Source organism: Salipiger pallidus (assembly GCF_014643635.1).
Taxonomy (GTDB): Bacteria; Pseudomonadota; Alphaproteobacteria; order Rhodobacterales; family Rhodobacteraceae; genus Salipiger; species Salipiger pallidus.
Genome location: NZ_BMJV01000012.1, coordinates 32194 through 57501 on the forward strand (window position 1 = coordinate 32194; position 25308 = coordinate 57501).

The following is a 25308-nucleotide window of genomic DNA, read 5'->3' on the forward strand; positions in this document are numbered from 1 at the left end:
CTAGGAAGGACGCCATGGGACCGCCACCTCATATCCTTATCGTGGACGACCACGCTCAGATACGCGAAAGCGTCGCGCGCTTCCTGGAGAAGAACGGAATGCGCACGACCGTCGCCAGGGATGCCGTGGAGATGGATGCCAAGCTGGCCACCGGTCACTTCGACCTCCTCGTGCTCGATGTCATGATGCCGGGCGAGGACGGTTTGTCGGTTTGCCGCAGACTTGCGCCAGAGGGTGATCTTCCGATCATCATGCTGACGGCGCTTGGTGAGGAAACGGATCGGATCGTGGGTCTGGAAATCGGTGCGGACGATTATCTCGCCAAGCCGTTCAATCCACGAGAACTGCTCGCCCGCATCAAGTCGGTTCTTCGGAGAAGCAACCGCGACGAACCTGTGGCCGGAAGCCTCGCTGGGAGGAAAGTCTCTTTTGCGCACTGGATACTGGATACCGACCGGCAGGTGCTGATTGACGAGTCCACCACCGAGACCCCATTGACGACCTCCGAGTTCAAATTGCTGGCGGTCCTGCTGGAACGCGCGAGGATGGTGCTCAGCCGTGACCAGTTGCTTGACCTGACCGCTGGGCGGACGGCAGGCCCGATGGATCGAACCATCGACAATCAGATCAGCCGTCTCCGCCGCAAAATCGAGCCGGATGTACTTAGGCCCAGTGTCATCAAAACGGTGCGGAACGGCGGATACTGTCTGGCTGCCGATGTCGAGGATGCGCCGTGATGCGCCGTGCGATGAGGTCTCTGAGCGGCCAGTTGATCCTGCTTGTGGTCGCGGCACTTGTCGTGGCCCAGGCGATCAGCCTGTTCCTGTTCGCTGACGAGCGCACCCTTGCGATTCGTGCCGCATTGGGGTTCGAGGCCGCCGGTCGCGCAGCAAATGTCGCGCGGTTGATCGAGGAGGCCCCGCCGGAGTTGCAGGACTCGATCCTCCGCGCGGCGAATTCGCCATTGATCCGGTTTGATCTGTCGGACGTTCCGAGCGTGGAACACACCGGTCATTCGGATGGCGGCATCGTGGAAGGACGCATACGCGCGCTTCTGGGCGATAGCTACAGCCGGGATATTCGCGTTGAACTGCACGAGGTCGAGGGCGCGTTGCGGCCCCTTCCCAATCTCTCGGACGAGATGACGGAAATGCATCTCGCGATGATGCGCGGAGAGTTGACGGCGGTTGAGATGAACCTGTCGATCGCCATCAAGGGAGCGCGTTGGCTGAATGTCGGAACGCGGTTCGAGCGTCCGCCAATCCAATGGCCTTTCTATTCGATGCTGACCTTTGGAATTTCCGCCGGACTGCTCCTGGTGGCGATCTTCTGGTTTGTCATGACGCGCCTGACGCGTCCTTTGCGGCACCTCTCCAAGGCCGCGGACCATCTTGGCCGGGGCGAGGATGTGGGTGAATTGACCGTCGCGGGGCCGACCGAGGTCAAGGATCTGACCGTCGCCTTCAACCGCATGCAACGACGGCTGACCCGGTTTGTCAGCGATCGGACACGGATGCTCGCAGCGCTTGGTCACGATTTGCGCTCGCCGTTGACTGCTATGCGTGTCCGCGCGGAGCTGGTTGACGAAGAAGAGACGCGGGACAGCCTCATCGCATCGGTCGAAGAGATGCAGAGCATGGTCGAAGCGACGCTCACCTTTGCACGGGGCCTTACCGGATCCGAAGGTGCCGAAGTGGTCGATCTGCGCAATTTTCTGGACAGCTTGTGCAGCGATATGGCGGCACACTGCACCTTTGCCCCGAGTGATGATGTTGCCGTGCGGCTTCGACCCAACGCGTTCCGAAGGGCGCTGAGGAACCTGCTTGAGAACGCCGTTCGCTACGGTGGTGCCGCAAAAGTCAGCTGGGCGACCCACGGTTCGAACCTCGTACTCAACATCGATGACAATGGGCCCGGCATTCCCGTCGACCAGTTGGAAAAGGTCTTCGATCCCTTCTATCGCCTCGAGCAATCGAGGTCTCTGGAAACGGGCGGTTATGGGCTTGGGCTCTCGATCGCGAGGACAATCGTCCAATCCCATGGCGGCGATATCCAGCTGGTCAACCATAACAGCGCGGGTTTGCGCGCTGTTGTCACCATCCCACTGGATGAAAGCGAACTAATCGAAGGAGAAACAGATGAAACTGAAAACGCTCATTCCAACGTTGCTGGCCAGCTTGCCCGCCAGCATGGCGCGAGCTGATGGTCCAGGCTCCTGGACAGGTCACATGTGGGGCGGAGGCTATGGCTTTATGGGCGGCTTCATGATGCTCGCCTTCTGGGGGGCGCTGATCGCATTGGTGGTGTTTCTGGTGTTCAGGCTGCGGGACAATGGCACCCGTCCCCCGGACTCGGACGCGCAGGAAGCGCTCAGGCGCCGCTTTGCAAATGGGGAAATCGACGAAGAAGAGTTCCGTCGCCGCAAAGCAACGCTCGACGAATAGACCCCGCCGCGGACGCCAAAGCCGTCCGACGCGACGCCCACCGACGCTGAATAGGAAAGAACGCCATGGTCCCGGAAATTGGTCACTTCGCACTGGCCCTCGCGCTTGCGCTTGCGCTTGTTCAAAGCGTTCTGCCGATTGCAGGTGCGTCGCGTGGAAACGCCGTCTGGATGAAATCCGCCCAGGCGACGGCAATAGGACAAGTGCTGTTTGTGGCCATAGCCTTCGCAGCGCTGATGCAGGCCTTCATCGTCAGCGACTTCACCGTCAGGAACGTCGTCGAGAACTCCCATTCGCTCAAGCCAATGCTCTACAAGGTGGCCGGGACCTGGGGCAGCCATGAGGGTTCGCTGCTGCTCTGGATCCTGATACTCGCGGTGTTCGGCGCGGGCGTCGCCTGGTTCGGATCGAACATCCCCGCCGAGACCAAGGCGCGCACCTTGTCGGTGCAGGCGTGGATCAGCGTCGGCTTCCTGTCCTTCCTGCTGCTGACGTCGAACCCCTTCGAGCGGGTGTTTCCGCCGCCGCTCGACGGCAATGACCTCAACCCGTTGCTTCAGGACATGGGTCTCGCCATGCACCCGCCGCTCTTGTATTTCGGGTATGTCGGCTTCTCCATCGTGTTTTCCTTTGCCGTTGCGGCTCTTCTGGAAGGGCGCGTCGATCCGGCCTGGGCCAGATGGGTCCGCCCGTGGACATTGGCCGCGTGGGTCAGCCTTACGGCAGGTATCGCTCTTGGATCGTGGTGGGCCTATTATGAACTGGGCTGGGGCGGCTGGTGGTTCTGGGACCCGGTCGAGAACGTGAGCTTCATGCCCTGGCTTCTGGGCACGGCGCTGCTGCATTCCGCCATCGTCACCGAAAAGCGCGACGCGTTCAAAAGCTGGACCATCCTACTTGCCATCCTGACTTTCTCGCTTTCGCTGCTCGGGACGTTCATCGTCCGGTCAGGCCTGCTTACATCCGTGCATGCCTTCGCCGTCGATCCAGAGCGCGGGCTTTACATTCTGGGTCTGCTGGCCGTGTCCATCGGTGGGTCGCTGGCGCTCTACGCCTGGCGGGCGCCCGAAATGGAGCCGGGTGGTCTGTTTCGCCCGATCAGCCGCGAGGCCGGGCTGCTCGTGAACAACCTCATTCTGGCCGCCGCTACGGGAACGGTCCTGTTCGGGACGCTTTATCCACTGATCCTGGAGGCTGTCACCGGGGACAAGATCTCGGTCGGTCCACCTTTCTTCAACGCGGCCTTCATTCCGATGATGCTGGCACTGGTCGTGTTCATGGGTCTTGGTCCATTCCTGTCGTGGAAGCGGGCTGATATCGCCGGTTTGCTCGATCGCATCCAATTCGTGGCCGTGCTGGCGGTCATTGCAGCCTTGGCCGCATGGTATCTTCTGAACGGTGGGCCGATCATGGCCTATCTTGCCATCCTCGGCGCAGCGTGGCTGCTTTTTGCGACCCTGCGGGAATGGGCGCTACGCATCCGTCTGTTCGAGGTTTCCCTTGCAGAGAGCGCGAGACGCGTGCGCAACCTGCCACGCGCCTCTCACGGTATGACGCTTGCCCATGCCGGCGTCGCTGTGTTGATGATGGGGATGATCGGCTCGACCGGATGGAAGAGTGAGGAGATCGTCTTTGCCGCCCCCGGGACCGAAGTCACGATCGCCGGGTTCGACATCACCTTCGAAGGGGCCGCAAAGGTTCAAGGGCCGAACTACATCGCGGATCGCGGCACCCTTGTGGTGCGTCGGGATGGCGAATTGGTCACGACACTTTTCCCGGAACGGCGGTATTACCCGGTCGCGGAAAGCCAGACGACGGAGTCGGCCATCCGCTCCACATTGGCGGGTGATCTCTATACGTCGATTGCAACGCCAGCCTCCGATCAAGTGAACAACGCCGGAGCATGGACCCTTCGGATCCTCTATGAACCGCTCGTCAACCTGATCTGGATCGGCTCGATCCTGCTGGTGATCGGTGGCTGTTTGTCCTTGTCGGATCGCCGTTTGAGGGTCGGGGCGCCGCGCCGTGCCAAACAGCCAGCCACCGATGCCGTTCCTGCCGAGTAGGAGAGAAGATGAAACGTCTCATTGCCGGGCTGCCGTTTATTGCGGCGGTCATATTCGGTGGGTTTTTTCTCTGGGGGCTCAATCCCGACCGGGATCCCAACGAGATCCCTTCCGTCCTGATCTCGCAACCGGCCCCGGCGTTCGACCTCGATCCCGTGCCGGGGTTGGAGACACCCGGCCTGGCCCGAAGCGATCTTGTCGGCAACGAACGACCGGTCGTGGTCAATGTCTTTGCGTCCTGGTGCGTGCCCTGCCGCGCGGAACATGCCGTGTTGACAAGATTTGTCGAACGAGACGGCATGCGGTTGTTCGGAATAAACTACAAAGACAAACCTGAGGATGCCGTGAAGTGGCTCAATGACCTCGGCAATCCCTACGAGCGGATCGGGTCCGACCTGTCGGGCCGGACCGGGATCGAATGGGGCCTGTCGGGCGTGCCGGAAACCTTCATCGTCGATAGCGATGGCACCGTTTTGTTTCGCTATGTCGGGCCGGTCGTGGGTCCGGACGCCGTCGAACGGTTCACGCAAGCCCTGAAGCAGGCAGGCGCACTGCCAAATGGAGCAGGTTCATGAGACAGTTGATTTTCGCGTTTTGCATCGGGCTCCTTCCCTTTGCCGCCAATGCGGTGGAACCGGACGAAATGCTGACCGACCCGGTATTGGAACAGCGTGCGCGGGAGATTTCCAAGGATCTACGATGCGTCGTCTGTCAGAACCAGGACATCGACAGTTCGAACGCGGGTGTGGCGCGGGACTTGCGTCTGCTCGTACGCGAGCGCCTGGTCGTTGGAGACAGCGACGCGGAGGTGATCGAATACATACGGGCGCGGTACGGGGATTACGTGCTGCTGAAACCGCCTCTGGAGCCTGCGACCTACGCGCTTTGGTTCGCTCCGATCGCTTTCGTTCTGATCGGGGTTTTCGTTGGTGGCGGGCTACTGATGAGTCGGCGAAAGCAAGAGGCATTTGAAGACTTGGGCTCGGAGGATGAGAACACCGTGTCCGAAATTCTCAGGCAAAACGAAGCGGGGGATGCGTCATGATCTGGGGTATTTTCGTTCTTTTGACGCTGGTCGCAATCGGAATTGTCCTCTACCCGCTGCTGCTGTCCAAATCGAACACTCTCACCAGAGGGGATGCGGTACCGGCGATCCTCGCCGATCAGATGCGGGAAATCCAACGAGACATGGACCGCGGTTTGATTTCTGAACAGGAAGCTCAAGCGGCCAGACTCGAGATCAAGAAACGGATCCTCGCGACGACCCGCAATTCGGAAGAAAAAGCCGGATCATCCCGTAATGGTGGCAGAGTCACTCTCGTTGTCGCGGCGGTCCTCGCGCCGGTTATTGCCGCGGGCTACTATCTGACGATGGGATCGCCGGAGGTTCCTTCAATGGCCTTCGCTGCCCGTGCAGAGGAGCGGGCACAGACTGATGAAGTGACGGCGCTGGCAATACAACTTCGCGAAAGGCTTGTATCCGATCCGACCGGCGGCCCTAGCGAAGGGTGGATGCTGTTGGGCCAGACCTATCAGCGCATGGGCAGAGCAGCCGATGCCGTCGAAGCCTTCGAAGTCGTTGCCGAACGGGAGGATGCCACCTCCGCGACATTCTCCATGCTGGCAGAGGCTGTCGCGGTTGCCAATGACGGCGTTGTTATTCCACGGGCGAAATTGGCCATTGATCGCGCTTTGGACCTTGACCCATCCAATCCTGCGGCAACCTACTTCGAGTCTCTGTATTACTTTCAGCAAGAAGAGACGCGTAAGGCCTACGATCTGCTTGTTTCACGACTGAATCAGGAAGAGGCTTACGTTCCCTGGATGGAGACCTATGCAGCGCAGATCAACCGGATTGCAGCGGCAGCTGACCTTCCGGTCGTCAATCTACCCAGCGGGCCGACGTCGCAACCAGGCCCGAGTGCCGCAGATGTCGCGGCGGCGTCGGAGATGAATGACGCGGATCGCGCGGAGTTCATCCGATCGATGGTCTCGCGGCTGGCCGAGCGTCTTGAGGATGAACCGGACGATCTGGATGGTTGGATGCGGCTGGCAAATGCCTATACCGTCCTTCAGGAGCCCGATCGCGCCGTTGAGGCCTACCGCAAGGCTGAAGCGCTGTTGGAGCAGCAGCCCGCCAGTGATCCTCGGCGTGCGGCGGTCCGTGCCGCGCTTGAGCGGCTCGGCGGCTGACTACTGCTCGGTGTCCCGGTCGAGCAGGTCACTCCTGTCCGGCAACCTTTGCGGAAACATCCCGACCACTGGCTTGCGCCAAGGCGTTCATCACGTCCTCGGTTTTTAGCAATTCGGACAGCACAATGCCGTTCGGTGCCGATGGTCCGTAGACGGCATTGAAGGGGATGCCGTATCTGCCGAAACTCTCAAGGTAGCGGGAAATGCGCGTGTCCGGGCGTGTCCAATCTGCCTGCATCGCCGTGACTCCAGGCGCTTCAAGCGCGCTCCGGACTGGCTCCCGATCGATGATAAGTGTCTTGTTCGCTTTGCAAGTCAGACACCAGTCAGCGGTCACATCGACAAAAACGACCTCTCCTGCGGACACGCGTTTCGCTATTTCCGAACGATCAAATGCGATCCAAGCCATTGCCAACTGCGGCGTCGAACGCGCAGGTGCTGATTGCTGCAAGAGAGGACCTGCGGCAATGGCCAGGACAAGGCTGGCTATGGCAATAGACCACCTGAATTGGGACTGCACATTCGGGAGAGATAGTATCAGAACGGCGAGACCGGACAACGCCGCGACCGCGATGACAGACGCAAGCCCGGCGACACCGTCGAGCACCCAGAACAGCCACACGGCGGTTGCAAGCAACAAAACCCCCATGACGCTTTTGATGATCAGCATCCATCGACCAGGCTTGGGCATGAATGCGACCAGACGCGGGAACGCGGCGATGACGAGATAGGGCAGGGCGAGGCCGAGCCCGAGGCTCGTAAAGACGATGAGGATGTCCACGCCACGCCCGGCCAAAGCAAAGGCCACCGCGGTGCCGAGGAACGGTGCCGAACAAGGCGTCGCCATGACGGCACCGAACATGCCAGTGAAAAAGTCGGCGGAATACCCGTTGCGTCCTCCGGCCCCTGCAAGCCGCGTCTGCATGCCGTGTGGAAGGGCGAACTCGAACGCTCCGAACAGATTTGCCGAAAAGACGAGCAGGACAGCGATCATCGCCGCAAGAAACAGCGGGCTTTGAAACTGCAAACCCCACCCGACGCTGAGGCCTGCCGTCTGGAGCGCCCAGAGGACGAGCGCCAGACCCCACATGAACGTCATGATGCCGGCGCTGGCAGCGACGAAACCGAACCGGACACGGGTTGTGTCGTGATCGGTGTGTTTGAGCACAGACGACACCTTGATGGACAGCACCGGCAGCACGCAGGGCATCACATTCAGGATCAATCCGCCCAGCAGCGCGATCGCGGCAATCCAGATCAGTTCCATCATGTCCGGTGTCGTGGCGGCCAGTTCAAAGGGTGGTGCTATTCCTTGCGCCACGCGATCCGCGATGATCGTGAAGGCCCGGTTCTCGCCGTCGGTGACGGTAATCGACGGAGCCACTGTCACATCCGTATTCGACGAGAGGATCGGCAAGCGCGCCCAAAGCAAACGATCCTCTTCTCCCAAACGGATATCGGGTTTGCCAAGCGCAACACCCATACCCAGTTCGGGAAACACATCCGGCGACTGGAGTGGTTCATCGACGCGAAGGCTGACGATCAACTCCGTGAGGTCTTCGTCGATGAAGGCATTTGCCTCGCTGACGCCGCTCGTCTTGGCCCCTTCGGGGACGCGCTCGGAAAACGTACCGATCAGCCCAGCCGAAGTGCTGTCGATGACGTTGCCCCGTCCGAGGCGAAGTGACAGGTCAAACTCTTCCGGGACACAGACATTGGAGCACACCAGCAGTTTGACCTGCGCGGAAAGAGTCACAGGTGCGCCGGGATCTTTGAGCGTTATGCGCAGCGGAAAGACGACTTCACCCGCATAACCAAAATTTTCGATGCCGAAGGCGGTGAAGCGCGTCGGGGCGGGCCACATGAATTCGACATCTGCGACGTTTTCGGAACCGCTCCATTCGACCGAAGGCGGTATTCCCACCTCGCCCGCCGACCGCCAATAGGTCTTCCAGTTTTCGTTCAGTTGAAGGTGAAGCCCGGCTGACAGAGTCTGTGTGTTCTCGGGAACGCCGTCCTGTACACTAATGAGATGCGCGGTGAGTGGCGCGCTCTGGTATTCAGCAGAGGTTGCTGCCGCGACACTTCCAGAGACAACGGCCAGGAGCACGAAGGGAATAAGCAAAACCCGTCGCAGGATCAAAAGGCAATCGATCAAGATACCTGCTTCCTTCCCATATTTTCCGCAGATTTCGCCAGGACGGCGGAAATTGCGTCAAAGTCCACCTGTGGCAAAACCCTGACGACCGTCCGCACAGACAATTCGCGCAACGCCAGTCGCAGAAGATGAAAGGGTTCGACACCCATCCGGCAGAAGGTCTGACGCTTGCTTCGTGGACACGATAGCCTTCAGATCTAGGCAGTCTGCAAGGCTTCCCGCGCAACCTCCAAGTAATGTAACCATCAACAGCAATACGAATACCTTTGCTTTCCCTCGCACATCACTGCCTGTTGCGGGCGACGCTAGGAATCACGGAACTTATGGGCTCGGGCGCTTCCTCGATAGTATCGTTTGCCTTGTCGGAATGGCACGATTTCCCCATGAATCTATGCATCACAAGATGCGCTCCAACGCACAACAGGAGCGGGGCGAAAGCCGATGCATTGCCCCACATACCCGCAAGCGTTCCGCCAGCGAGAAAAAAACCGATCACGGGCAACAGCATCACAATGCAACACGCCATCATTCCGTAATGCATGAGCTTGTCTGTAATCGGCCTATTCTTGGGATTTTCGTCGTCCATGACACCCTCTTTGTCTCGTTCCTGGCGTCATTTGCGACCCTCCAGCAGGGTAAGGTCAAGGATACAAATGGATACACTTCTCGCGGCCTTGTCAGGTTGCCTGATGCCGGGTCTCCCGTAAAAGACATGTACAAACCGTAGGCTAGGAGTGTGTCATGACGACATCGCGAAACAACAAGATCAATCGATGAAGCCTGTTGGGGTATGCGGCTGTCGCTTTGGTTGCACCAAGCGTGGTTCGAGCCGAAACCATTCGCCGCAACATTTCTTCTTTCCGAGTTCATGACTGGCAAGACCATTTCGACACGCTCGGCAAAGGGATCATCATCTCAGACACCGTGACGATGGCGCTACAGCACTGGACAGCGGACGGCGAGATGCGGATTTACCCGACATCCGTTCCGCTGACCGACGAACTCACCAAACGCGGTTACACTGAAGTGGTGGAAAAACGCAAAAACCCCAGTTGGGCGCCGACGCCCTCCATGCGGGAACGCAATCCGGAATGGCCGGCACGTATCGAGGGGGGTGATCCGGACAACCCCTTGGGTACTCGCGCACTGTACCTGTCGTGGCAGTACTACCGTATTCACGGGACACAGGACACGCGCAAGATCGGCCGCCGGTCGTCAAACGGCTGCATCGGTTTGTTCAACGAACAGATCGAGGAAGTCTACGAGCGAGCGCCTGTCGGCACTCAAGTCAAACTCATCTGACCCAACGGGCAAGGCGGAAGATACAGGCATGGACAAATTAACTGCGCTGATTGGTGCCGTTTTTGTTATCGGCGGGGGTTTTGCCGTTTGGCAGTTCGTTGGAGCCGAAGATTTAGCGGTTGGCCACTCCATGACGCCACCTGACACAAGCGAGATTGCCGAAGGCGATCCGATCGTCCAGGTCCAGCTGCCTGACGCACTCTCGCAGCAGGCGGCGCTTGGGAAGAACATATTCGAGGCAAAATGTTCCGAGTGTCACGGCGAAAATGCCGCCGGTCGCAACGGTGTTGCGCCGCCTCTCGTGCACAAGATCTACGAACCGAGCCACCATTCGGACATGGCTTTTGTTCTGGCAGCTCAAAACGGCGTCCGTGCACATCACTGGAATTTCGGTAATATGCCTAAGATCGAGGGATTGACCCAAGGAGACGTCAAGATGGTGGCCGCCTATGTCCGCGAATTGCAGCGGGCCAACGGGATCAACTGATGCGTTGGTCGAAGACGAACCGATGGATTCTGTCGGCCGTTTTCGGCCTTTTCCTTGTAGTACTCGGGGTGCCAGAGGCGCCGGTATATCATGGTGAAACGTCGTTGGGGCAGGAATACCATGGTCACGAAGACGCAGGGCCATCGACCGAGGCCTCTGGCCACTGCCATCCAGGCCTCGATTGTTCTGTCCCGGCAGCGTTATTGCTTCAGCCGAACATGGCGTACGAGCCTTCTTTTCTGAAAGCCGTCATGCAAGACGGCGCGATCCAACGAACCGAATTGCGCCCGATCAGCGATCCTCCACCGCCCCGACGGTGGGTCTGATTTCACATCGCTCGAAAAGCAGACCCAAAGAAGGATCGAAGACATGAAAAAGACGACTATCGTGGCGGCAGTGTTGATTGCAGGTACTGCGGTCACGGCATTCGCGCATAGCGGTGCCACCGGCATCGTGAAAGAGCGCATGGATGCCATGCTTGCAATGGGGAAGGCGGTCAAGACCGTGGCCCCGATGATGCGGGGCGAAACGGCCTATGACGCAGAAACAGTGCGCGATGCCGCGCGCCTGTTCCAGCAGCACGCCGGTGAGAGCATGACAAAGCTGTTCCCAGAGGGCACAGGGGGCATGCCCTCGGAAGCCAAGGACGAGGTGTGGACCGACTGGGAGCGCTTCGCGGCATTGGCAAGTCAGCTGGAAGAATACTCTGAGGGCCTGGAACGCGCAGCCGACAATGGATTGGGCGGCATGAGCGGCAATACCTCCATGGATGGCGCCTCGATGATGGGCGGCGGGTCAATGATGGGAGGCGATACAACCATGATGGGCGGGAGCACGATGATGGGCCGAGGCGACATGATGGATGCGGCCGCCATTGCCGAAATGCCCGCCGACGCAGCATTCGCGATGACGACCCAGGTCTGTTCCGCATGCCATGAACGCTTCCGGGCGGAAGAAGACTGACCATGCGCCGGTTCTTGACACTCGTCAGCGGGGCCGCCGTGCTCGGCGCGGCCAGCCTCGGCGTCGTGATTGCATGGCCTGTCGGCAGTGCAGTGACTCCGATTGCAATAGAGGGCAATGTCGACCGGGGCGCATATCTGGCGCGCGCCAGTGGGTGCATTGCCTGTCATACCAATTTTGAAGCGGGCGGCGCACCACTTGCCGGAGGGGCGCCGCTCGAAACCCCGTTCGGAACGTTCTACCCGCCCAACCTGACGACAGACCCGGAACATGGCATGGGCGAATGGACGGCAGAACAGTTCGCAAAAGCCGTGCGGCAAGGCATCGGCCCCGATGGAACGCCGTACTATCCGTCTTTCCCGTACACCTTCTATGCGGATTTTTCTGATCAGGATATCGCTGACCTCTGGGCGGCGTTTCAAACCGTGCCGCCCGTGGACGAGCCTGCACCAGAAAATGATGTCAGCTTCCCATTCGACCAACGATGGGGGCTGAAGCTCTGGCGAGCGGCGTTCTTCTACGATCCGGATACCGAACCGATTGAAGGGCGAAGCGACGCATGGAATCGAGGACGGGAATTGGTGCGCGGTGCGGCACATTGCGGAGCCTGCCATACGCCGCGCAATCTTGCGGGAGGCCGCGATATCGGTGCTTCCTTTGCAGGCAACGCCCAGCTTCCCGGTGGCAGCAAGGCCCCCGCGATACGGCCAAAAGACCTGGTCAAAAATGACTGGACGGTTTCAAACCTCGCTTATGCGCTCCAGACCGGCATCACCCCTTCGGGCGATGCTTTCGGCGGCAGCATGGCGGAAGTGGTTCGCGAGGGAACTCGGTTTCTGACACCTGCCGATCGCGAAGCGATGGCGCTTTTCCTGCTGAACAAGGACACGGTCGAGGCGGAGAACCCCGCGTCGAACTAACACCACGCGGGGGCAACACGCCCCCGCTTTCTCGAGGATCGAAATGAGACAAACACGTCGGGATTTCTTGCGCCATGCAACACTGGCGGCCTGCGCGGCGGCCATCCCGCAGTCGGCTTTTGCCGCGACCCCGTTCGAGGACCTGATTGCCAAGGTTGCACGTCGACAGCTTCTTCCGGACACCTACCCGGAAACAGAGATCTGGGGCTATGACGGCCTCGTTCCGGCCCCGGAAATCAGGGTCACACAAGGCGATCGGGTGCGTCGCAGGTTTCGCAACGAGGTACCCGATCCCAGTTCGGTTCACTGGCACGGAATCCGGATCGACAACGCGATGGATGGCGTTTCAGGGCTGACCCAAGAGGCCGTAGCGCCGGGTGGAACCTTTGACTACGACTTCGTCGTACCGGACGCGGGCACCTATTGGTATCACGCGCATAATCGCTCATACGAGCAAGTCGCGCGTGGTCTGCGCGGTGCCTTGATCGTCGAAGAGGTCGATGGACCGGACATCGACCGCGAGGAAGTCATCGTTCTGGAGGACTGGTTGCTCGACCCTGAGAGCGGGCAGCTGTTCGACAATTTCGAACAGCCCATGATGATGAGCCACGGTGGACGTACCGGCAACTTTATCACGACCAACGGGCGCTATGACCTGACCTTGCCCGCGCAGCGCAACGAGCGCATTCGCTTGCGGATCATCAACGCAGCAAGCGCTCGAATTTTCCCGCTGAGGCTCTCTGGATTCAGTGGCTGGACGGTGGCCGTGGATGGAATGCCAACCGGCCAACCCCAGTCGGTTGACGGCGAGTTGATCCTCGGCCCGGCACAGCGCGTCGACTTAATTGTGGATGTGACCGAAGACGAAGGCGGCACCGCCCAATTGCTTCGCATCGGCGATGATGATCAACTGACCCCGTTGGTGAGTTTTCTGGTCAACGGCACAGCCAGTTCAGTACCAAGAGGCAAGCCACTGCCGTTGCCGCCGAACCCCGCGGCACACGCCCCGGACCTTGCCGATGCGCGTGATTTGCGACTGGTCATGTCCGGCGGGGCAATGGGGCGAATGCAGTCCGCATTGCTTGGCGGGGAACGTCTTGGATTCCGTCAGCTTGCCCAAGCGGGCAAATTCTGGGCCCTGAATGATGTCGCCGAAATGACCTACACGCCACTGGCCGATCTATCCCTGAACGAGCCGGTGCGCCTGAAGATCGAGAACCAGACCGTTTTCCCACATGCGATGCACCTGCACGGGATGCATTTCCGCGAGCTGCGCCCCGACGGCGCGTTCGGGCCGATGCGGGACACGATCCTGTTGGCCGGCAACGAGTCCCGGGAGATCGCCTTTACGGCAGACAATCCCGGCAAGTGGCTGTTCCATTGCCACATGCTCAGCCACGCCGCATCTGGCATGACAACCTGGATACGGGTCACATGAGATATCTCGTTTGGTCCCTTCCGATCACTGTCGCAGCAGCCGCCTTCACGTATTGGCTCTCGACCAGTGCATCCTCGGATGTCGGCAGCGCGTCCAGGGCGGAGAGCTACGACATCGAAGAAGGCGCGTTGCTCTACGCAGAAAACTGTGCGTCTTGTCATGGCGCGGGTCTGGAAGGCCAGCCGGAATGGCGAACGCCCGGCGCGGATGGGCGCCTGCCAGCACCACCACATGATGAGACGGGTCACACCTGGCATCATCCTGACAGCCTGCTCTTCGATTACACAAAACTGGGGGGTGCGGCGCTTCTGGCGCGTCAGGGCGTCGAATTCGACAGTGGCATGCCCGGTTTCGCAGACGTGCTGACCGACCAGCAAATTCACAACATCCTGGCCTTCATCCGGTCCACCTGGCCAGACCGCATCCGCGAAGTCCAGGCCGCGCGGACAGAAGCCGACGAACAACGGGGAGAGAACTAAAATGCGTTTCAGACAAGCCTTCACGACGGTCGCGATAGCTGCCTTGCTTCCGATACCGGCACTCGCGGACGAACTGTCAGAGTCCCGGGTCAAGGAACTTGTGCTCGAGGCAATCCGCGAGAACCCGGAGATTGTCATGGAGGCCGTGGCGATCCTCGAACAAAGGCAGGCGCAAGCGCAGGAGCTCAGTCAGGCCCAAGTTCTGAATGACCAGCGCGATCTGATCGAGAACGATCCGAATGCGCCGGTTCTCGGCAACCTGGAAGGGGACGTCACTGTTGTGGAATTTTTCGACTACAACTGTCCCTATTGTCGGCGGGTCAAACCCGAGGTGCGGGCTTTGATCGAAGACGATCCCAACATTCGCCTCGTCTATCGTGAATGGCCCATTCTCGGAGACGGATCGGTGTTTGCCGCGAAAGCGGCCTTGGCAGCGCGCAAGCAGGACAAATACGAAGAGTTTCACTGGGCAATGATGGGGCTGGAAGGCCGCGCGGAAGAGGCCTCCGTGCTGCGCGTGGCCGAGGAGATCGGCCTGGATATCGCGCAGTTGCGCAAGGACATGGAGGCCCCCGAGGTCGAAGAGCACATTGCGACCTCCATGCAACTGACCCAAGCTCTGGGCTTTAACGGCACGCCGTCTTTCGTGATCGGGGATGCGCTGGTCCCGGGCTTCGTCGAAAAGGCGCAGCTTGCCGACTTGGTCGAGGAAGCCCGCAAAGTCGAAGACTGAAATTCTGTGCCCGGACCACCCTTGGGTGGTCCAGGCACTGCATCAAGCGGCCGCAGGTTCCACGTTGTAGCCCGCATCCCGAATGATCGCTTGGACCTGATCGGCTGGTAACACGCTGTCGACATGCACCTGTCGGGCAGAAAGGTCACATTCTACGCCTGCATTCGGATCTGCGCTCTTCACCGCGCTTTCGATTGCTGCGGTGCAATGCCCACAGCTCATGTCCGGAACGCTGAACTTCATCGGAACCACTCCTTGATCTGATTTCTATCGGTGACATGGGGCTTCCCCCCGCTGGAAGGTCAAGTGAAGAAATTTATTTGGCGCCCTCCCATTGACCCTCCAGTAACTGGAAGCCTCATATTCCACTTCGAATGGAAAAACAGGTGACACATATGCCCGAACCCAAACAGATCAGCCTGCCGATCGAAGGCATGTCATGCGCGTCCTGCGTTGGCAGGGTCGATCGCGCATTGAATGCAATCGACGGCGTAGAGGATGTGTCGGTGAACCTTGCCTCGGAAACTGCTCGCATGAGCGTGGACGCGCTCAAGCGCATTCCCGACATCATCGAATCCCTTCGCGAGCTGGGCTACCCCGCGCGGAAGGCCAGGGCCGAACTCACGATTGCAGCGATGTCCTGTGCCTCTTGCGTCGGGCGGGTCGATAAGGCGCTTGCCGCGGTGCCCGGGGTGGTCGAGGTGAACGTCAACCTCGCCTCAGAGACGGCGACGGTCATTTACGTCGAAGGTCTTGTCACGACATCCGATCTGATCGAATCAAGCGGCGCGGCAGGGTATCCAGCAACCGTGGCAACGGCCCAGGCCGGTGACGACAGAGTTGCGCGCAAGGAGGAAGAGGCTCAGGCGCTTGCCAAACGGGTCACCTTTGCGGCCATCCTCGCCTTGCCGGTCTTCCTGATCGAAATGGGTGGCCACGTCATTCCGGCCGTTCATATGCTGATCGAGACCACGATTGGCCAGCAGACGAGTTGGCTTCTTCAGTTCGTGCTGACGACAATCGTTCTCTTCGGCCCGGGCCGGACGTTTTACACCAAGGGTTTCCCGGCCTTGTTCCGGGGTGCCCCCGACATGAACAGCCTCGTCGCGGTCGGCACCGGGGCGGCTTACCTTTATTCCGTGGTTGCGACATTCGTACCGTCGGTCCTGCCTGACACGCTGCGCACCGTCTATTTCGAGGCGGCAGCGGTCATCGTCGTTCTGATCCTTCTGGGGCGGTTTCTTGAAGCGCGCGCCAAGGGGAGAACGGGCGCGGCCATCCAGAAGCTATTAGGGCTTCAGGCGCGGACTGCACGCGTGATGCGGGACGGAGAAAGCGTCGAGATCGAGATCGATGCGCTGGTTCAGGGTGACATCGTCATCGTGCGCCCTGGTGAACGCATCGCGGTCGATGGCGAGGTCATCGAGGGGACCAGCCGCGTCGACGAAAGCATGCTGACAGGCGAGCCGATCCCCGCTGAAAAAGGTGCCGGAGATACGGTGACCGGCGGGACGGTCAACGGCGCCGGAAGCCTACAGTTCCTCGCCACGCGGGTCGGCGCCGACACGACCCTGGCGCAGATTATTCGCATGGTCGAAGAGGCCCAGGGCGCCAAACTGCCGATCCAGGGATTGGTCGACCGGATCACCTTGTGGTTCGTGCCTGCCGTGATGGCGATCGCGGCGGCGACCGTGCTGGTCTGGCTGTTTTTCGGGCCTGATCCGGCCCTGACGATGGCGCTGGTCGCCGGTGTGTCGGTGCTCATCATCGCGTGCCCCTGCGCGATGGGGCTTGCGACGCCGACCTCGATCATGGTCGGGACGGGACGTGCTGCGGAAATGGGTGTCCTGTTCCGTAAAGGTGACGCCTTGCAGCAACTTGATTCCGTTGATGTGGTCGCCCTCGACAAAACAGGCACGGTGACCGAGGGGCGACCCGCACTGACTGACCTTGTGCTGGCGGAAGGGTTCGATCGCCCAACAACGCTCTCGAAGATCGCTGCCGTGGAGTCGCTCTCCGAGCATCCTGTCGCGGACGCCATCGTGCGGGCCGCGCGGGCCGAGGGCGCACCTCTTGTGGCGGCCGAAGGCTTTCAATCGGTCACAGGTTACGGCGTGCGCGCCGTGGTCGAAGACGTGGAGGTGTTGGTTGGGGCCGACCGCTACATGGCGCGCGAAGGCATTGACGTCTCGGCATTGGCTCCAGAGGAAACGAAGATCGCAAGCAAGGGTCGCACGGCGCTTTACGCTGCCATAGATGGGCGTGTCGCCGCCGTGATCGGCGTGGCCGATCCGGTCAAACCGGCAAGCCGCGCAGCCATCGCAGCGCTGCACGAAAAGGGTCTTGCGGTTGCGATGATCACCGGCGACAAACGCGAAACCGTCGAAGCCATCGCCCGCGAAACCGGTATCGACCACGTCATCGCCGGCGTCCTGCCGGACGGCAAGGTTGCGGCGCTCGACAGTTTGCGCCAAGGGAACAAGCGCATCGCCTTTGTCGGCGACGGGATCAACGACGCCCCGGCGCTGGCGCATGCCGATGTGGGCATCGCCATTGGAACCGGCACCGATGTGGCCATCGAATCTGCGGATGTCGTCCTGATGTCGGGCGATTTGCGCGGCGTGGTGAACGCCTTCGAAGTATCGCGGCGGACCATGCGCAACATCCGGCAGAACCTGTTCTGGGCCTTTGCCTACAACGTGGCACTTATTCCGGTCGCTGCCGGGGTGCTTTATCCCGCCTTTGGGTTGCTCCTGTCACCAATCCTTGCGGCGGGTGCGATGGCGTTGTCCTCGGTGTTTGTCCTGACCAATGCCCTGCGGCTGCGGCGCATCGCGCCTGCGATGGACGAGCAGCGCGCAATCCCGGCAGAGCTGGCAGCCGCCACTCCTGCTCCAGCAGAATAACGGAGGTTCGACATGAACATCGGAGACGTTGCCCGACAATCGGGTGTGCCCCCAAAAACAATCCGCTACTACGAGGACATCGGGCTGATCCGCCCGAACCGTAGCGAGAACGGCTACCGCGCGTTCACCGAGAGCCACATTCACAAGCTGGCGTTTCTGGGTCGCGCACGGGCCTTGGGGTTCACCATCGAAGATTGCAGGACGCTCCTGTCGCTCTACGAGGATGAAAACCGCGAAAGCATGCAAGTGAAGGCGGTTGCGGAAGACCATCTGCGCCAGATCGAGGAAAAGATCGCGAAACTGCAATCCATGCGCGCGACGCTCGCCGAACTGGTGGAAAAATGTGCCGGGGATCACCGGCCCGACTGCCCCATCATCGAGGATCTGTCGCCGGAGCGGTTGGCCAAGTGACAGGCAAGAAGGGGCTGTACCTCAGAACCAGATCGCGCGGACCGGCATCCAGATACCCATGAAGATCATCATCAGGTTTTCCGTCAGCGAAATGAACCCCAGCGGGACGGAACTGTCACCGCCGACGCAGGCGCATTTCAGCTCTCTCTTGTCGATATAAACAGCCTTGAACACGCTGACAGCGCCGACCGTGCCGATAAACAGGGCGACAGGCGCCGAGAGCCACAGCAGCGCGCCGGCAGTCATCAGGACACCTGCCAACGCTTCGCCGAACGGGTAGACCTTGCCGTATCGCACCCATTTGCGCGCCAGCAGATCGTAGTTGAGGAACATCGTCGAAAACCCTTCGACATCCTGCAATTTCTGGATCGCGAGAATGGTCATGGACAGCGAAATGAACCATTCGAACCCCCGCAAGGTAAGGACCGACCCGTACTGGTGCCAAGACAGGCCCAATGCCAACAGCGCGGCAACGGAAAAGATCGCGATGACCGGCTGGTAGGTCGTGTCGCTTTGCTCTTCCTCGGGTGGGTCAATGTCGAAAAACACCCTGAGATCGTCGTAACCGCCGATCCGTTCGTCCCCGATGAAAGTCTGCGGCGTCGTCTCGACCCCGTGCTTCTCCATGAAAGCATCGGTGTCTTCACGGGTGTCAAGCGGATGGTCTTCCACCTCGAAGCCTTGCCGCTCCAGCAGGTCTTTCGATTTCAGACCGTAGGGGCAGACATGGCCCGGCATGACCATGCGATAAAGCTGCGCGGATTTACTGTCTGTGTCGCGGGGCATGTCCTTTCCTCCTTATCCGCTGCACGTAAGTTGACCACGGAACCCGGCTTCGTAGTCGGTTCCCGCGCTGACGATCAGATCGGTCAGGTCACCGTTCGTCTCTGCGATCTCGGCCGACAGCGGGCCTTCAGAAAATGCATTTTCGCCCTGCGCATTCAGGCGCACCAGATCACCGCTGATCTTCATTGCGGCGGCAGACCCTTCGCCGGTTTCACCAGTCACCAGTACAGCCGGACTGTCCGAGGTGTAAGCAAAGCGGCAATTTCCGCCATTCGGGAACACCGCAGCGATTTCGTCTTCCGTCAGAAACTCAGGATCGACCTTCGACACGACCTCCGTTTGAAGCGCCTGTTGCGCATCCACAACCTGCGCCGGCGTTTCGCTTCGCGTGGCCGATGCTTCGCCGTTTGCTCCAATGTCAGCAATAAGGTAGCGCATTTCGGCGATTTCCTTGTCCTGCGCATAGATAATGTCGTCTGCGAGCCCCCGGACGCGCGGGTCGGTGATCTCGGCACGAGTCGACGTCATGATGGCGATCGAGTGGTGCGGGATCATGGCGCGCATGTAGGACCTGTCCTGCACCGTGAATTGCCCGCGAACCAGCCAGAGGCTCGCCGCGAAAAGGACTATTGCGCCAACGAAAATCGCGATGTTGGCTTTGGTGTTCTGATACATGGACAACATGTACGCCAACATGATCACGGCCATGGTCGCCCCCATCAGGATGGCCATGTAAAGGCGTGTCTCCGAAAAGAAGATATGGCCCCAAAGATAGGTGTTCAGGTACATCAGAACGAACATGACCACGGTCGATGTTCCGATCATCATAAAGAATCGTGAGTAGTGCATTTCCAGTCACCTCCTTGCAGTTCTCTGTAAAACAACAACATTCCAGCGCTGGAGAGTTCCAAAAGCACGAATTTTCGTAGTTTCAAGGCAACAAAGGCGCGTCGTTTGCCCCGGTTCACGGCTTCTTTTCTTTGCCCCTGACGCGCACTGAATTTTCATGGGTCCGAGGAGATCGCGCCATGCAGAATTTCACGAGACGAGAATTGATTTGTGCCGGAGCGATGGGTTGCTTTCTGCCCACAACTGCCTGGGCCCACAAAGTCAAATTGCCCGAACGGTTCGAACCACAATTGGTAAACACCCGTCGTGGTGACTGGGTTAAAGGCGATGTCCACGTCGTTCCCGACGATTTTTTCCTTTATTTCATGCTCGAGGACGGGATGGCGATCCGCTACGGGGTCGGGGTAGGGCGCAAAGGTTTGTACGAACCCGGAGAGTTCACGGTAGCGCGCAAGGCCAAATGGCCATGGTGGCGGCCAACGAACGCCATGATCCGGCGCGAGCCACGCAAATACGCAAAGTACAAGGATGGACTGAAAGGCGGGCCAAACAACCCGCTCGGGGCCCGCGCGCTCTATCTCTACGATGCCGAGGGACGCGATACCTATCTTCGCATTCATGGAACGAACGCCCCGGAGACAATTGGGTCTGCCGTGTCGAATGGATGCGCGCGGTTGACGAATGAACATGTGAAGGATCTGTACGAACGCGTTGAAATCGGCGCCCGCGTCTTCCTGTATCCCAAAGTGACAACGGCGTGAGGAGTGTTCTGTCGCCTTGAAGTTCCTCTTCCGGAAATGGCACAAGTGCGGCAGTTGGCGAAAGCCAGTCTATCATTCATGAGGTGACGGAATTGTCTTTGAGCCGGAGGTCTTTCCTTGGCGGGATGACCGTTGCGCTGGCTGGTACCCGCTTGCCAGCAGCGACACACGAGTTGATCCTCGCGCCCCAATCGATCAAGGCGCACCTTGCTGGGTACGACGTGTCGATGTTGGGCTTCAACGGTGGTCTGCCGGGCCCAGAAGTCAGAATGCGACAAGGACAAACCGCCCGCATTACCCTCGATAACCGATTGGAGGAGGGCGCTCTCGTTCACTGGCATGGGTTGCGGGTTCCAAATCGGATGGATGGTGTCAACGTCCTCACTCAGGATGTGGTCATTCCGGGCGACTCGTATCGTTATCAATTCGGCGTCCCGGATGCCGGCACGTATTGGTATCACTCGCATTACCTGTCTTACGATCAGGTCAGCCGCGGTCTTTTCGGCGCCTTCATCGTCGAGGAGCAAAATGCGCCGGCTGTCGACCATGACATCGTTGTTCAGTTCTTCGATGTCTTGCTGGATCAGTCCGGGCAGTACGACGAAGCGTTCAACCCGGCCCACTTCGCAACCGAGGGCCGTATCGGCAATACGGTCACGGCACTTGTTTTCAATGGAACCGGCAAGACTGTGAAACGAGGCGACCGTCTGCGACTGCGTCTCATAAATCCCTCTATCGACAGGGTGTACCGTGTCGGCCTGGATGGTTTGATAGGCAAGATCGTTGCACTGGATGGCATGCCTCTGGCGCATCCTCGGACGCTCGAACCGATCCTTCTCGCTCCGGGGCAAAGATGCGATGTGATTGGTGATGCGACCGGGCCTATTAGATTCGACGACAGCTTTGGAGAACAGACGTTGAGCCTTGGCGAAATCGCTGTTTCCGGTTCCCGTGAGCCCGCGAAAGCGCCCATCACCGCATTGCCCGCCAACCGAATGCCCGCCCCGAAAGACCCCGGCCAAACCGCGGAGCTGGTGCTCCAGGGAGGTGCGGGAAGCGCGTCCCACAACGGCACAGGGACATGGGCGCTCAATGACGTATCCGGCCTGCCTCGAAGGCCTTTCCTATCCGCCGCGCAGGGGACGACCGCGCGCATTTCGATCCGCAACGAAACCGGGTTCCCACACGTCATGCATCTGCATGGCCACCATTTCTGGGAACTCGATGCGGCGGGTGAAGCCGGTCCATACCGGGACTCGACCTATCTGGATACCGGCGAGACGCGGGATATTCTCGTCGTCCTGGACAATCCGGGATCGTGGATGCTGCATTGCCACATGTTGAGCCACCAAGCCGACGGTATGGCAACGTGGATCAGAGTCGGCTGAGGGTCGAGACGGATACATACCGTTACAAATCTCTGAATGATAACAGGCCTTTCGCCGTCTACGTAACCTGACAAGCGAGAAACAGGTCCATCGACTGCCAATGGGAGCGTTCATTGACCCTGACACCAAAATCTCTCGGCATGACTGCGGCGGCAGGATCAGCCGCCTTGCTGTTGGGGGCCTTCGTTTTCCAGGCTCTTGGGTACGCGCCGTGCGCAATGTGCATCTGGCAACGCTACCCACACGCAATCGCCATTGGAATGGGCGCTCTGTTGCTCTTTGCTCTGCCGATTTTGCCAATCCTGATAATCGGTGCCCTGTCGGTACTCAGCACATCCGCGTTGGGAGTGTTTCATACCGGTGTCGAGCGCGGCTGGTGGGAGGGACCGACTTCTTGCACGGGATCCGGCCTCGATGTTTCCCAAATGTCGGTATCGGAATTGCTGCCCTCTGCCAGTTCAAATACGTCCAATCTTGTTCTGTGCAGTGAGGTTGTCTGGGAATTTCTGACGTTGTCCATGGCCAGTTGGAACGCGATCCTAAGCGGTGTCCTTGCTTGCCTCTGGTTGGTCGCGATCGCAAGACATCAAAAGGTTCGGTGGCATGGGGTCGCGGACGTTTCTTGAATCGTCCCGCATTCATCGAAAACAAACAAAGGGCTTCGCTTCATGGTTACAAGACGACACTTCCTTGCACTTTCCGGCTCGCTGTTTTCAGCGTCTCTGAGTTCGCCAGCATTCGCTAAGACCTGGCCGTCAACAGCCGAAAAAGCAGCTTGGGATGCGCAGATCACGCCCGCCAACTATGACCCGGCAACAACCAACCCATGGGGGCTGCATCCCAGGCTGCTGCCGCAACGCGTTTTGGCGAATGACGGTTTGCGCCCGGGTGACATTCACGTCGATGCGATCGCGCGCTATCTGTACCATATCGAGGAAGGTGGCACCGCGATGCGATACGGGGTGGCGATTGCCAAGGGCGATCTCTATGAACCCGGCACCTATACGATCCGCCGAAAGGTCGAATGGCCGCACTGGACGCCAACGCAGTCAATGATCGAACGCGATCCGGAGGCTTACGAGCGGTTTGCCGACGGTATGGAGCCCGGCCCCAACAATGCCTTGGGCAGCAGGGCTTTGTATCTATTCGTCGGAGATCGGGATACGTACCTTCGAATTCACGGAACGCCGAGCCCTCGCAGCATTGGCGGCCGGGCCAGTTCGGGATGCGTGCGCATGGTGATGGCCCACATCAATGATCTCTATCCGAATGTCGCTGTCGGATCGACGGCGTTCCTTTACTCGGCCGAAGACAGCGTTACCGCTCGAAGCTAACCTATTGCATCTTTGGCTCACACGCCGAGGACTGCGTCGTGCAGGGACATCTTCCAATGAATTGTTGGACGAACACTCACGGCTGTGTCGCAAGTGAACTTTCGAACTGTGCGATCGCTACGGATTTGTCGTCCTCATCGTTCTCGAACAGCTTTGTGGTTCGCACGCCCGGCAACTTGCCAAAATCCGCCATCAGGCGCTTTGGAAAAAATGTGCGTCCGATGGATTCAAATCCTGGTAATTGTCTGAGTACCGCGGAGGTACTGGCACTACAAAAACCGGAAGCGGCTGGGCCGCTGGCAATTGCAAGGCGCAAAGCCTGCTCCGCGACTTCGGGAGACACATCGATCTCTTGTATGACGACATGGTAGGTCTCGCGAGCATGAGCCCGCGCATAAAAATCGGCCACTTGTGGAGTAATGCCATAAAGCACATCTCCCCGTTCCGGTACAGCGCTCAGCCGGACCGTTCCTGCCGGATCGAAGATAACACGCTGCGACCCATTAATCATGACGCTGCTATGCGCACCCGCCCCGGACCTGTTGTTGATCATGGTGTACAACGTCAGCGCGGCCGGTCCATCGTGACGGTAGGATGCGCTACTGATGACTTCGGCTGAAGCATCCGGGCGCATGTCGTTTCCTGCACCGCACCCCGCCAAAATTACCAAGGTTAGAACTGAGAAAATGCGGTTCAAAAAGAGCACCCTGCAGCCTCCTGCCATGGGTTGAATGATTGAATTTTCGGGATATTCAGGGCCTCTAGCAATCTCGACATCAACTCTTCCGGATTTCACCTCTACCGAAACATGGGTTCGGTTTCGGTTGGTATACGGATCCTCGACACCTTTTTTTCTGGATATCGCATGTTTCAGATGAAGAGGAGCGTTCGCCCCGAATTGATTTGTCGCAATTTGTAACAGACCCCGCCTTTGTGACCTCGCGATACAAAACACCGGCTCGCGTGGCATTCCGCATCTGCAGGTGCCCCCCATATGCTGGGTATCGCAACACTGACACGAGGTGATCGAAATGAAACGCAACACTTTACTCGCTGCAATGACCCTGGCTGCAACCGCCCTTGGCGGTGCCGCATTCGCGGACGCCAACCACGGGCGTGGGGGACAATTTGGCGCCCAGAGCGGACCAGGCATGATGCAGAACGGTGGTCCCGGTATGATGGGGAACATGGGCGGAATGATGGACATGATGAAGCGCATGCACGGAAACATGATGGGCGCAGGCATGATGGGCGCAGGCATGGGCAGTGGTATGATGAGCCCAGGCATGGCTGGCGGCATGATGCAAATGTTCGACACTGATGGAGACGGCACAACGACGCCGGAAGAAATGCGCACGCAGCTGCAGGCCAAGCTTTCCGAGTTTGACAGCGACGGGGATGGAAGCCTCTCGATTACCGAGTTTGAAGCTCTCCACAGCGCGATGATCCGCGAAATGATGGTGGATCGCTTCCAACACCTCGATGCCGATGGCGACGGCGCGGTGACGCCGGAAGAGATGGCCGCTCCTGCCGATAGGATGGAGCGGATGCAGATGATGCGGTCGAATATGGCAGATGCGCCTGCGCGGCCTGGCAACGGTCAGGGCATGGGCAACGGCTCCATGATGCAGGACAACTGAGCCAATGGGTGCCGGTTTTTTTCCGGCACCCGTCCTCACAACCCCAAAAC

Annotated in this window: 27 protein-coding genes; 21 read left to right on the forward strand and 6 right to left on the reverse strand. The window is 59.4% G+C overall.

Annotated elements, in window-relative coordinates; genetic code table 11:
- The first annotated feature begins 14 nt into the window (after positions 1 to 14).
- The 7 genes from IEX41_RS20065 (at position 15) to ccmI (ending at position 6703) form a co-directional block, all read left to right on the forward strand.
- Positions 15 to 737 (forward strand): response regulator, encoded by a 723-nt coding sequence (locus IEX41_RS20065; protein WP_007803380.1) that lies wholly within the window; start codon positions 15 to 17, stop codon positions 735 to 737.
- Positions 737 to 2203, forward strand: coding sequence for an ATP-binding protein (locus IEX41_RS20070; RefSeq protein ID WP_017468462.1), 1467 nt, complete (start codon positions 737 to 739; stop codon positions 2201 to 2203). Before IEX41_RS20065 ends, IEX41_RS20070 begins: the two co-directional genes overlap by 1 nt.
- A complete protein-coding gene (locus tag IEX41_RS21635; RefSeq protein ID WP_229673406.1) occupies positions 2139 to 2444 on the forward strand; it encodes an SHOCT domain-containing protein in 306 nt (101 codons plus the stop codon). Before IEX41_RS20070 ends, IEX41_RS21635 begins: the two co-directional genes overlap by 65 nt.
- A 65-nt stretch (positions 2445 to 2509) precedes the next feature.
- Positions 2510 to 4510 (forward strand): heme lyase CcmF/NrfE family subunit, encoded by a 2001-nt coding sequence (locus IEX41_RS20080; RefSeq protein ID WP_188792081.1) that lies wholly within the window; start codon positions 2510 to 2512, stop codon positions 4508 to 4510.
- An 8-nt stretch (positions 4511 to 4518) separates the two neighbouring features.
- Positions 4519 to 5085 (forward strand): DsbE family thiol:disulfide interchange protein, encoded by a 567-nt coding sequence (locus tag IEX41_RS20085; RefSeq protein WP_009807483.1) that lies wholly within the window; start codon positions 4519 to 4521, stop codon positions 5083 to 5085.
- Positions 5082 to 5555 carry a cytochrome c-type biogenesis protein gene (locus tag IEX41_RS20090; RefSeq protein ID WP_009807484.1) on the forward strand — a complete coding sequence of 158 codons (474 nt, stop codon included), beginning with the start codon at positions 5082 to 5084 and terminating at the stop codon, positions 5553 to 5555. The genes IEX41_RS20085 and IEX41_RS20090 overlap by 4 nt, the downstream gene beginning before the upstream one ends.
- Complete coding sequence (gene ccmI / locus IEX41_RS20095; RefSeq protein ID WP_008327282.1) at positions 5552 to 6703, forward strand: c-type cytochrome biogenesis protein CcmI; 1152 nt, start codon at positions 5552 to 5554, stop codon at positions 6701 to 6703. The genes IEX41_RS20090 and ccmI overlap by 4 nt, the downstream gene beginning before the upstream one ends.
- 28 nt (positions 6704 to 6731) lie before the next feature.
- Here the strand turns inward: ccmI and IEX41_RS20100 are convergent, their stop codons facing one another.
- Positions 6732 to 8861 (reverse strand): protein-disulfide reductase DsbD family protein, encoded by a 2130-nt coding sequence (locus tag IEX41_RS20100; protein WP_009807485.1) that lies wholly within the window; start codon positions 8859 to 8861, stop codon positions 6732 to 6734.
- Between the two features lie 283 nt (positions 8862 to 9144).
- Positions 9145 to 9447: a DUF2933 domain-containing protein gene (locus IEX41_RS20105; RefSeq protein WP_188792082.1), complete on the reverse strand. Its 303-nt coding sequence runs from the start codon at positions 9445 to 9447 to the stop codon at positions 9145 to 9147.
- 194 nt (positions 9448 to 9641) lie between these two features.
- Here IEX41_RS20105 and IEX41_RS20110 point away from each other — a divergent pair, with 194 nt between their 5' ends.
- From IEX41_RS20110 to IEX41_RS20140, 7 genes are all read left to right on the forward strand, one after another.
- Positions 9642 to 10163 carry a L,D-transpeptidase gene (locus IEX41_RS20110; RefSeq protein WP_229673415.1) on the forward strand — a complete coding sequence of 174 codons (522 nt, stop codon included), beginning with the start codon at positions 9642 to 9644 and terminating at the stop codon, positions 10161 to 10163.
- Positions 10164 to 10191: 28 nt separating this feature from the next.
- Positions 10192 to 10650, forward strand: coding sequence for a c-type cytochrome (locus IEX41_RS20115; protein ID WP_007803401.1), 459 nt, complete (start codon positions 10192 to 10194; stop codon positions 10648 to 10650).
- A 369-nt stretch (positions 10651 to 11019) separates the two neighbouring features.
- Positions 11020 to 11613: a c-type cytochrome gene (locus IEX41_RS20120; RefSeq protein ID WP_007803403.1), complete on the forward strand. Its 594-nt coding sequence runs from the start codon at positions 11020 to 11022 to the stop codon at positions 11611 to 11613.
- Positions 11614 to 11615: 2 nt separating this feature from the next.
- Positions 11616 to 12533, forward strand: a complete 918-nt coding sequence (locus tag IEX41_RS20125) for a c-type cytochrome (RefSeq protein ID WP_007803405.1) — start codon at positions 11616 to 11618, stop codon at positions 12531 to 12533.
- 43 nt (positions 12534 to 12576) lie between these two features.
- Positions 12577 to 13971, forward strand: a complete 1395-nt coding sequence (locus IEX41_RS20130) for a multicopper oxidase family protein (protein WP_007803406.1) — start codon at positions 12577 to 12579, stop codon at positions 13969 to 13971.
- Complete coding sequence (locus tag IEX41_RS20135) at positions 13968 to 14450, forward strand: c-type cytochrome (protein ID WP_007803408.1); 483 nt, start codon at positions 13968 to 13970, stop codon at positions 14448 to 14450. Before IEX41_RS20130 ends, IEX41_RS20135 begins: the two co-directional genes overlap by 4 nt.
- Position 14451: 1 nt before the next feature.
- Positions 14452 to 15183, forward strand: a complete 732-nt coding sequence (locus IEX41_RS20140; protein WP_009807488.1) for a DsbA family protein — start codon at positions 14452 to 14454, stop codon at positions 15181 to 15183.
- 42 nt (positions 15184 to 15225) lie between these two features.
- Here IEX41_RS20140 and IEX41_RS20145 read toward each other — a convergent pair whose 3' ends face one another.
- Positions 15226 to 15426 (reverse strand): heavy-metal-associated domain-containing protein, encoded by a 201-nt coding sequence (locus IEX41_RS20145; protein WP_007803412.1) that lies wholly within the window; start codon positions 15424 to 15426, stop codon positions 15226 to 15228.
- A 152-nt stretch (positions 15427 to 15578) separates the two neighbouring features.
- Here IEX41_RS20145 and IEX41_RS20150 point away from each other — a divergent pair, with 152 nt between their 5' ends.
- Positions 15579 to 18089: a heavy metal translocating P-type ATPase gene (locus IEX41_RS20150; RefSeq protein ID WP_188792083.1), complete on the forward strand. Its 2511-nt coding sequence runs from the start codon at positions 15579 to 15581 to the stop codon at positions 18087 to 18089.
- 12 nt (positions 18090 to 18101) lie between these two features.
- Positions 18102 to 18500 carry a Cu(I)-responsive transcriptional regulator gene (gene cueR / locus IEX41_RS20155; protein ID WP_007803416.1) on the forward strand — a complete coding sequence of 133 codons (399 nt, stop codon included), beginning with the start codon at positions 18102 to 18104 and terminating at the stop codon, positions 18498 to 18500.
- A gap of 21 nt (positions 18501 to 18521) precedes the next feature.
- Here the strand turns inward: cueR and IEX41_RS20160 are convergent, their stop codons facing one another.
- Entirely contained in the window at positions 18522 to 19286 is a 765-nt protein-coding gene (locus tag IEX41_RS20160; protein WP_012187037.1) for a MauE/DoxX family redox-associated membrane protein, read from the reverse strand.
- A gap of 12 nt (positions 19287 to 19298) precedes the next feature.
- Entirely contained in the window at positions 19299 to 20135 is an 837-nt protein-coding gene (locus tag IEX41_RS20165) for a DUF305 domain-containing protein (RefSeq protein ID WP_012187184.1), read from the reverse strand.
- 179 nt (positions 20136 to 20314) lie between these two features.
- Between IEX41_RS20165 and IEX41_RS21750 the strand changes: the two genes are divergently transcribed.
- The 4 genes from IEX41_RS21750 to IEX41_RS20185 all read left to right on the forward strand — a co-directional run bounded on the left by IEX41_RS21750 (position 20315) and on the right by IEX41_RS20185 (position 23618).
- A complete protein-coding gene (locus tag IEX41_RS21750) occupies positions 20315 to 20896 on the forward strand; it encodes a L,D-transpeptidase (RefSeq protein WP_012187183.1) in 582 nt (193 codons plus the stop codon).
- 125 nt (positions 20897 to 21021) lie between these two features.
- Positions 21022 to 22284, forward strand: a complete 1263-nt coding sequence (locus IEX41_RS20175; RefSeq protein ID WP_007803424.1) for a multicopper oxidase family protein — start codon at positions 21022 to 21024, stop codon at positions 22282 to 22284.
- 113 nt (positions 22285 to 22397) lie between these two features.
- The gene (locus IEX41_RS20180; RefSeq protein ID WP_012187181.1) at positions 22398 to 22910 is read left to right on the forward strand and encodes a disulfide bond formation protein B; all 513 of its coding nucleotides are present in this window, start codon (positions 22398 to 22400) and stop codon (positions 22908 to 22910) included.
- 42 nt (positions 22911 to 22952) lie between these two features.
- Positions 22953 to 23618, forward strand: a complete 666-nt coding sequence (locus IEX41_RS20185; protein ID WP_012187180.1) for a L,D-transpeptidase — start codon at positions 22953 to 22955, stop codon at positions 23616 to 23618.
- A 76-nt stretch (positions 23619 to 23694) separates the two neighbouring features.
- Here IEX41_RS20185 and IEX41_RS22000 read toward each other — a convergent pair whose 3' ends face one another.
- Positions 23695 to 24252, reverse strand: coding sequence for a hypothetical protein (locus tag IEX41_RS22000; protein ID WP_012187179.1), 558 nt, complete (start codon positions 24250 to 24252; stop codon positions 23695 to 23697).
- A gap of 397 nt (positions 24253 to 24649) precedes the next feature.
- Between IEX41_RS22000 and IEX41_RS20195 the strand changes: the two genes are divergently transcribed.
- Positions 24650 to 25258, forward strand: coding sequence for an EF-hand domain-containing protein (locus IEX41_RS20195; protein ID WP_012187178.1), 609 nt, complete (start codon positions 24650 to 24652; stop codon positions 25256 to 25258).
- Positions 25259 to 25308 lie beyond the last annotated feature (50 nt).

Excerpts from the sequence above, each read along its gene's own strand:
- IEX41_RS20065 (WP_007803380.1), top strand. The coding sequence starts at position 15 with ATGGGACCGCCACCTCATATCCTTATCGTGGACGACCACGCTCAGATA.
- IEX41_RS20070 (WP_017468462.1), top strand. The coding sequence starts at position 737 with ATGCGCCGTGCGATGAGGTCTCTGAGCGGCCAGTTGATCCTGCTTGTG.
- IEX41_RS21635 (WP_229673406.1), top strand. The coding sequence starts at position 2,139 with ATGAAACTGAAAACGCTCATTCCAACGTTGCTGGCCAGCTTGCCCGCC.
- IEX41_RS20080 (WP_188792081.1), top strand. The coding sequence starts at position 2,510 with ATGGTCCCGGAAATTGGTCACTTCGCACTGGCCCTCGCGCTTGCGCTT.
- IEX41_RS20085 (WP_009807483.1), top strand. The coding sequence starts at position 4,519 with ATGAAACGTCTCATTGCCGGGCTGCCGTTTATTGCGGCGGTCATATTC.
- IEX41_RS20090 (WP_009807484.1), top strand. The coding sequence starts at position 5,082 with ATGAGACAGTTGATTTTCGCGTTTTGCATCGGGCTCCTTCCCTTTGCC.
- ccmI (WP_008327282.1), top strand. The coding sequence starts at position 5,552 with ATGATCTGGGGTATTTTCGTTCTTTTGACGCTGGTCGCAATCGGAATT.
- IEX41_RS20105 (WP_188792082.1), bottom strand. The coding sequence starts at position 9,447 with ATGGACGACGAAAATCCCAAGAATAGGCCGATTACAGACAAGCTCATG.
- IEX41_RS20115 (WP_007803401.1), top strand. The coding sequence starts at position 10,192 with ATGGACAAATTAACTGCGCTGATTGGTGCCGTTTTTGTTATCGGCGGG.
- IEX41_RS20120 (WP_007803403.1), top strand. The coding sequence starts at position 11,020 with ATGAAAAAGACGACTATCGTGGCGGCAGTGTTGATTGCAGGTACTGCG.
- IEX41_RS20125 (WP_007803405.1), top strand. The coding sequence starts at position 11,616 with ATGCGCCGGTTCTTGACACTCGTCAGCGGGGCCGCCGTGCTCGGCGCG.
- IEX41_RS20130 (WP_007803406.1), top strand. The coding sequence starts at position 12,577 with ATGAGACAAACACGTCGGGATTTCTTGCGCCATGCAACACTGGCGGCC.
- IEX41_RS20135 (WP_007803408.1), top strand. The coding sequence starts at position 13,968 with ATGAGATATCTCGTTTGGTCCCTTCCGATCACTGTCGCAGCAGCCGCC.
- IEX41_RS20140 (WP_009807488.1), top strand. The coding sequence starts at position 14,452 with ATGCGTTTCAGACAAGCCTTCACGACGGTCGCGATAGCTGCCTTGCTT.
- IEX41_RS20145 (WP_007803412.1), bottom strand. The coding sequence starts at position 15,426 with ATGAAGTTCAGCGTTCCGGACATGAGCTGTGGGCATTGCACCGCAGCA.
- IEX41_RS20150 (WP_188792083.1), top strand. The coding sequence starts at position 15,579 with ATGCCCGAACCCAAACAGATCAGCCTGCCGATCGAAGGCATGTCATGC.
- cueR (WP_007803416.1), top strand. The coding sequence starts at position 18,102 with ATGAACATCGGAGACGTTGCCCGACAATCGGGTGTGCCCCCAAAAACA.
- IEX41_RS20160 (WP_012187037.1), bottom strand. The coding sequence starts at position 19,286 with ATGCCCCGCGACACAGACAGTAAATCCGCGCAGCTTTATCGCATGGTC.
- IEX41_RS20165 (WP_012187184.1), bottom strand. The coding sequence starts at position 20,135 with ATGCACTACTCACGATTCTTTATGATGATCGGAACATCGACCGTGGTC.
- IEX41_RS21750 (WP_012187183.1), top strand. The coding sequence starts at position 20,315 with ATGCAGAATTTCACGAGACGAGAATTGATTTGTGCCGGAGCGATGGGT.
- IEX41_RS20175 (WP_007803424.1), top strand. The coding sequence starts at position 21,022 with ATGACCGTTGCGCTGGCTGGTACCCGCTTGCCAGCAGCGACACACGAG.
- IEX41_RS20185 (WP_012187180.1), top strand. The coding sequence starts at position 22,953 with ATGGTTACAAGACGACACTTCCTTGCACTTTCCGGCTCGCTGTTTTCA.
- IEX41_RS22000 (WP_012187179.1), bottom strand. The coding sequence starts at position 24,252 with ATGCGCCCGGATGCTTCAGCCGAAGTCATCAGTAGCGCATCCTACCGT.
- IEX41_RS20195 (WP_012187178.1), top strand. The coding sequence starts at position 24,650 with ATGAAACGCAACACTTTACTCGCTGCAATGACCCTGGCTGCAACCGCC.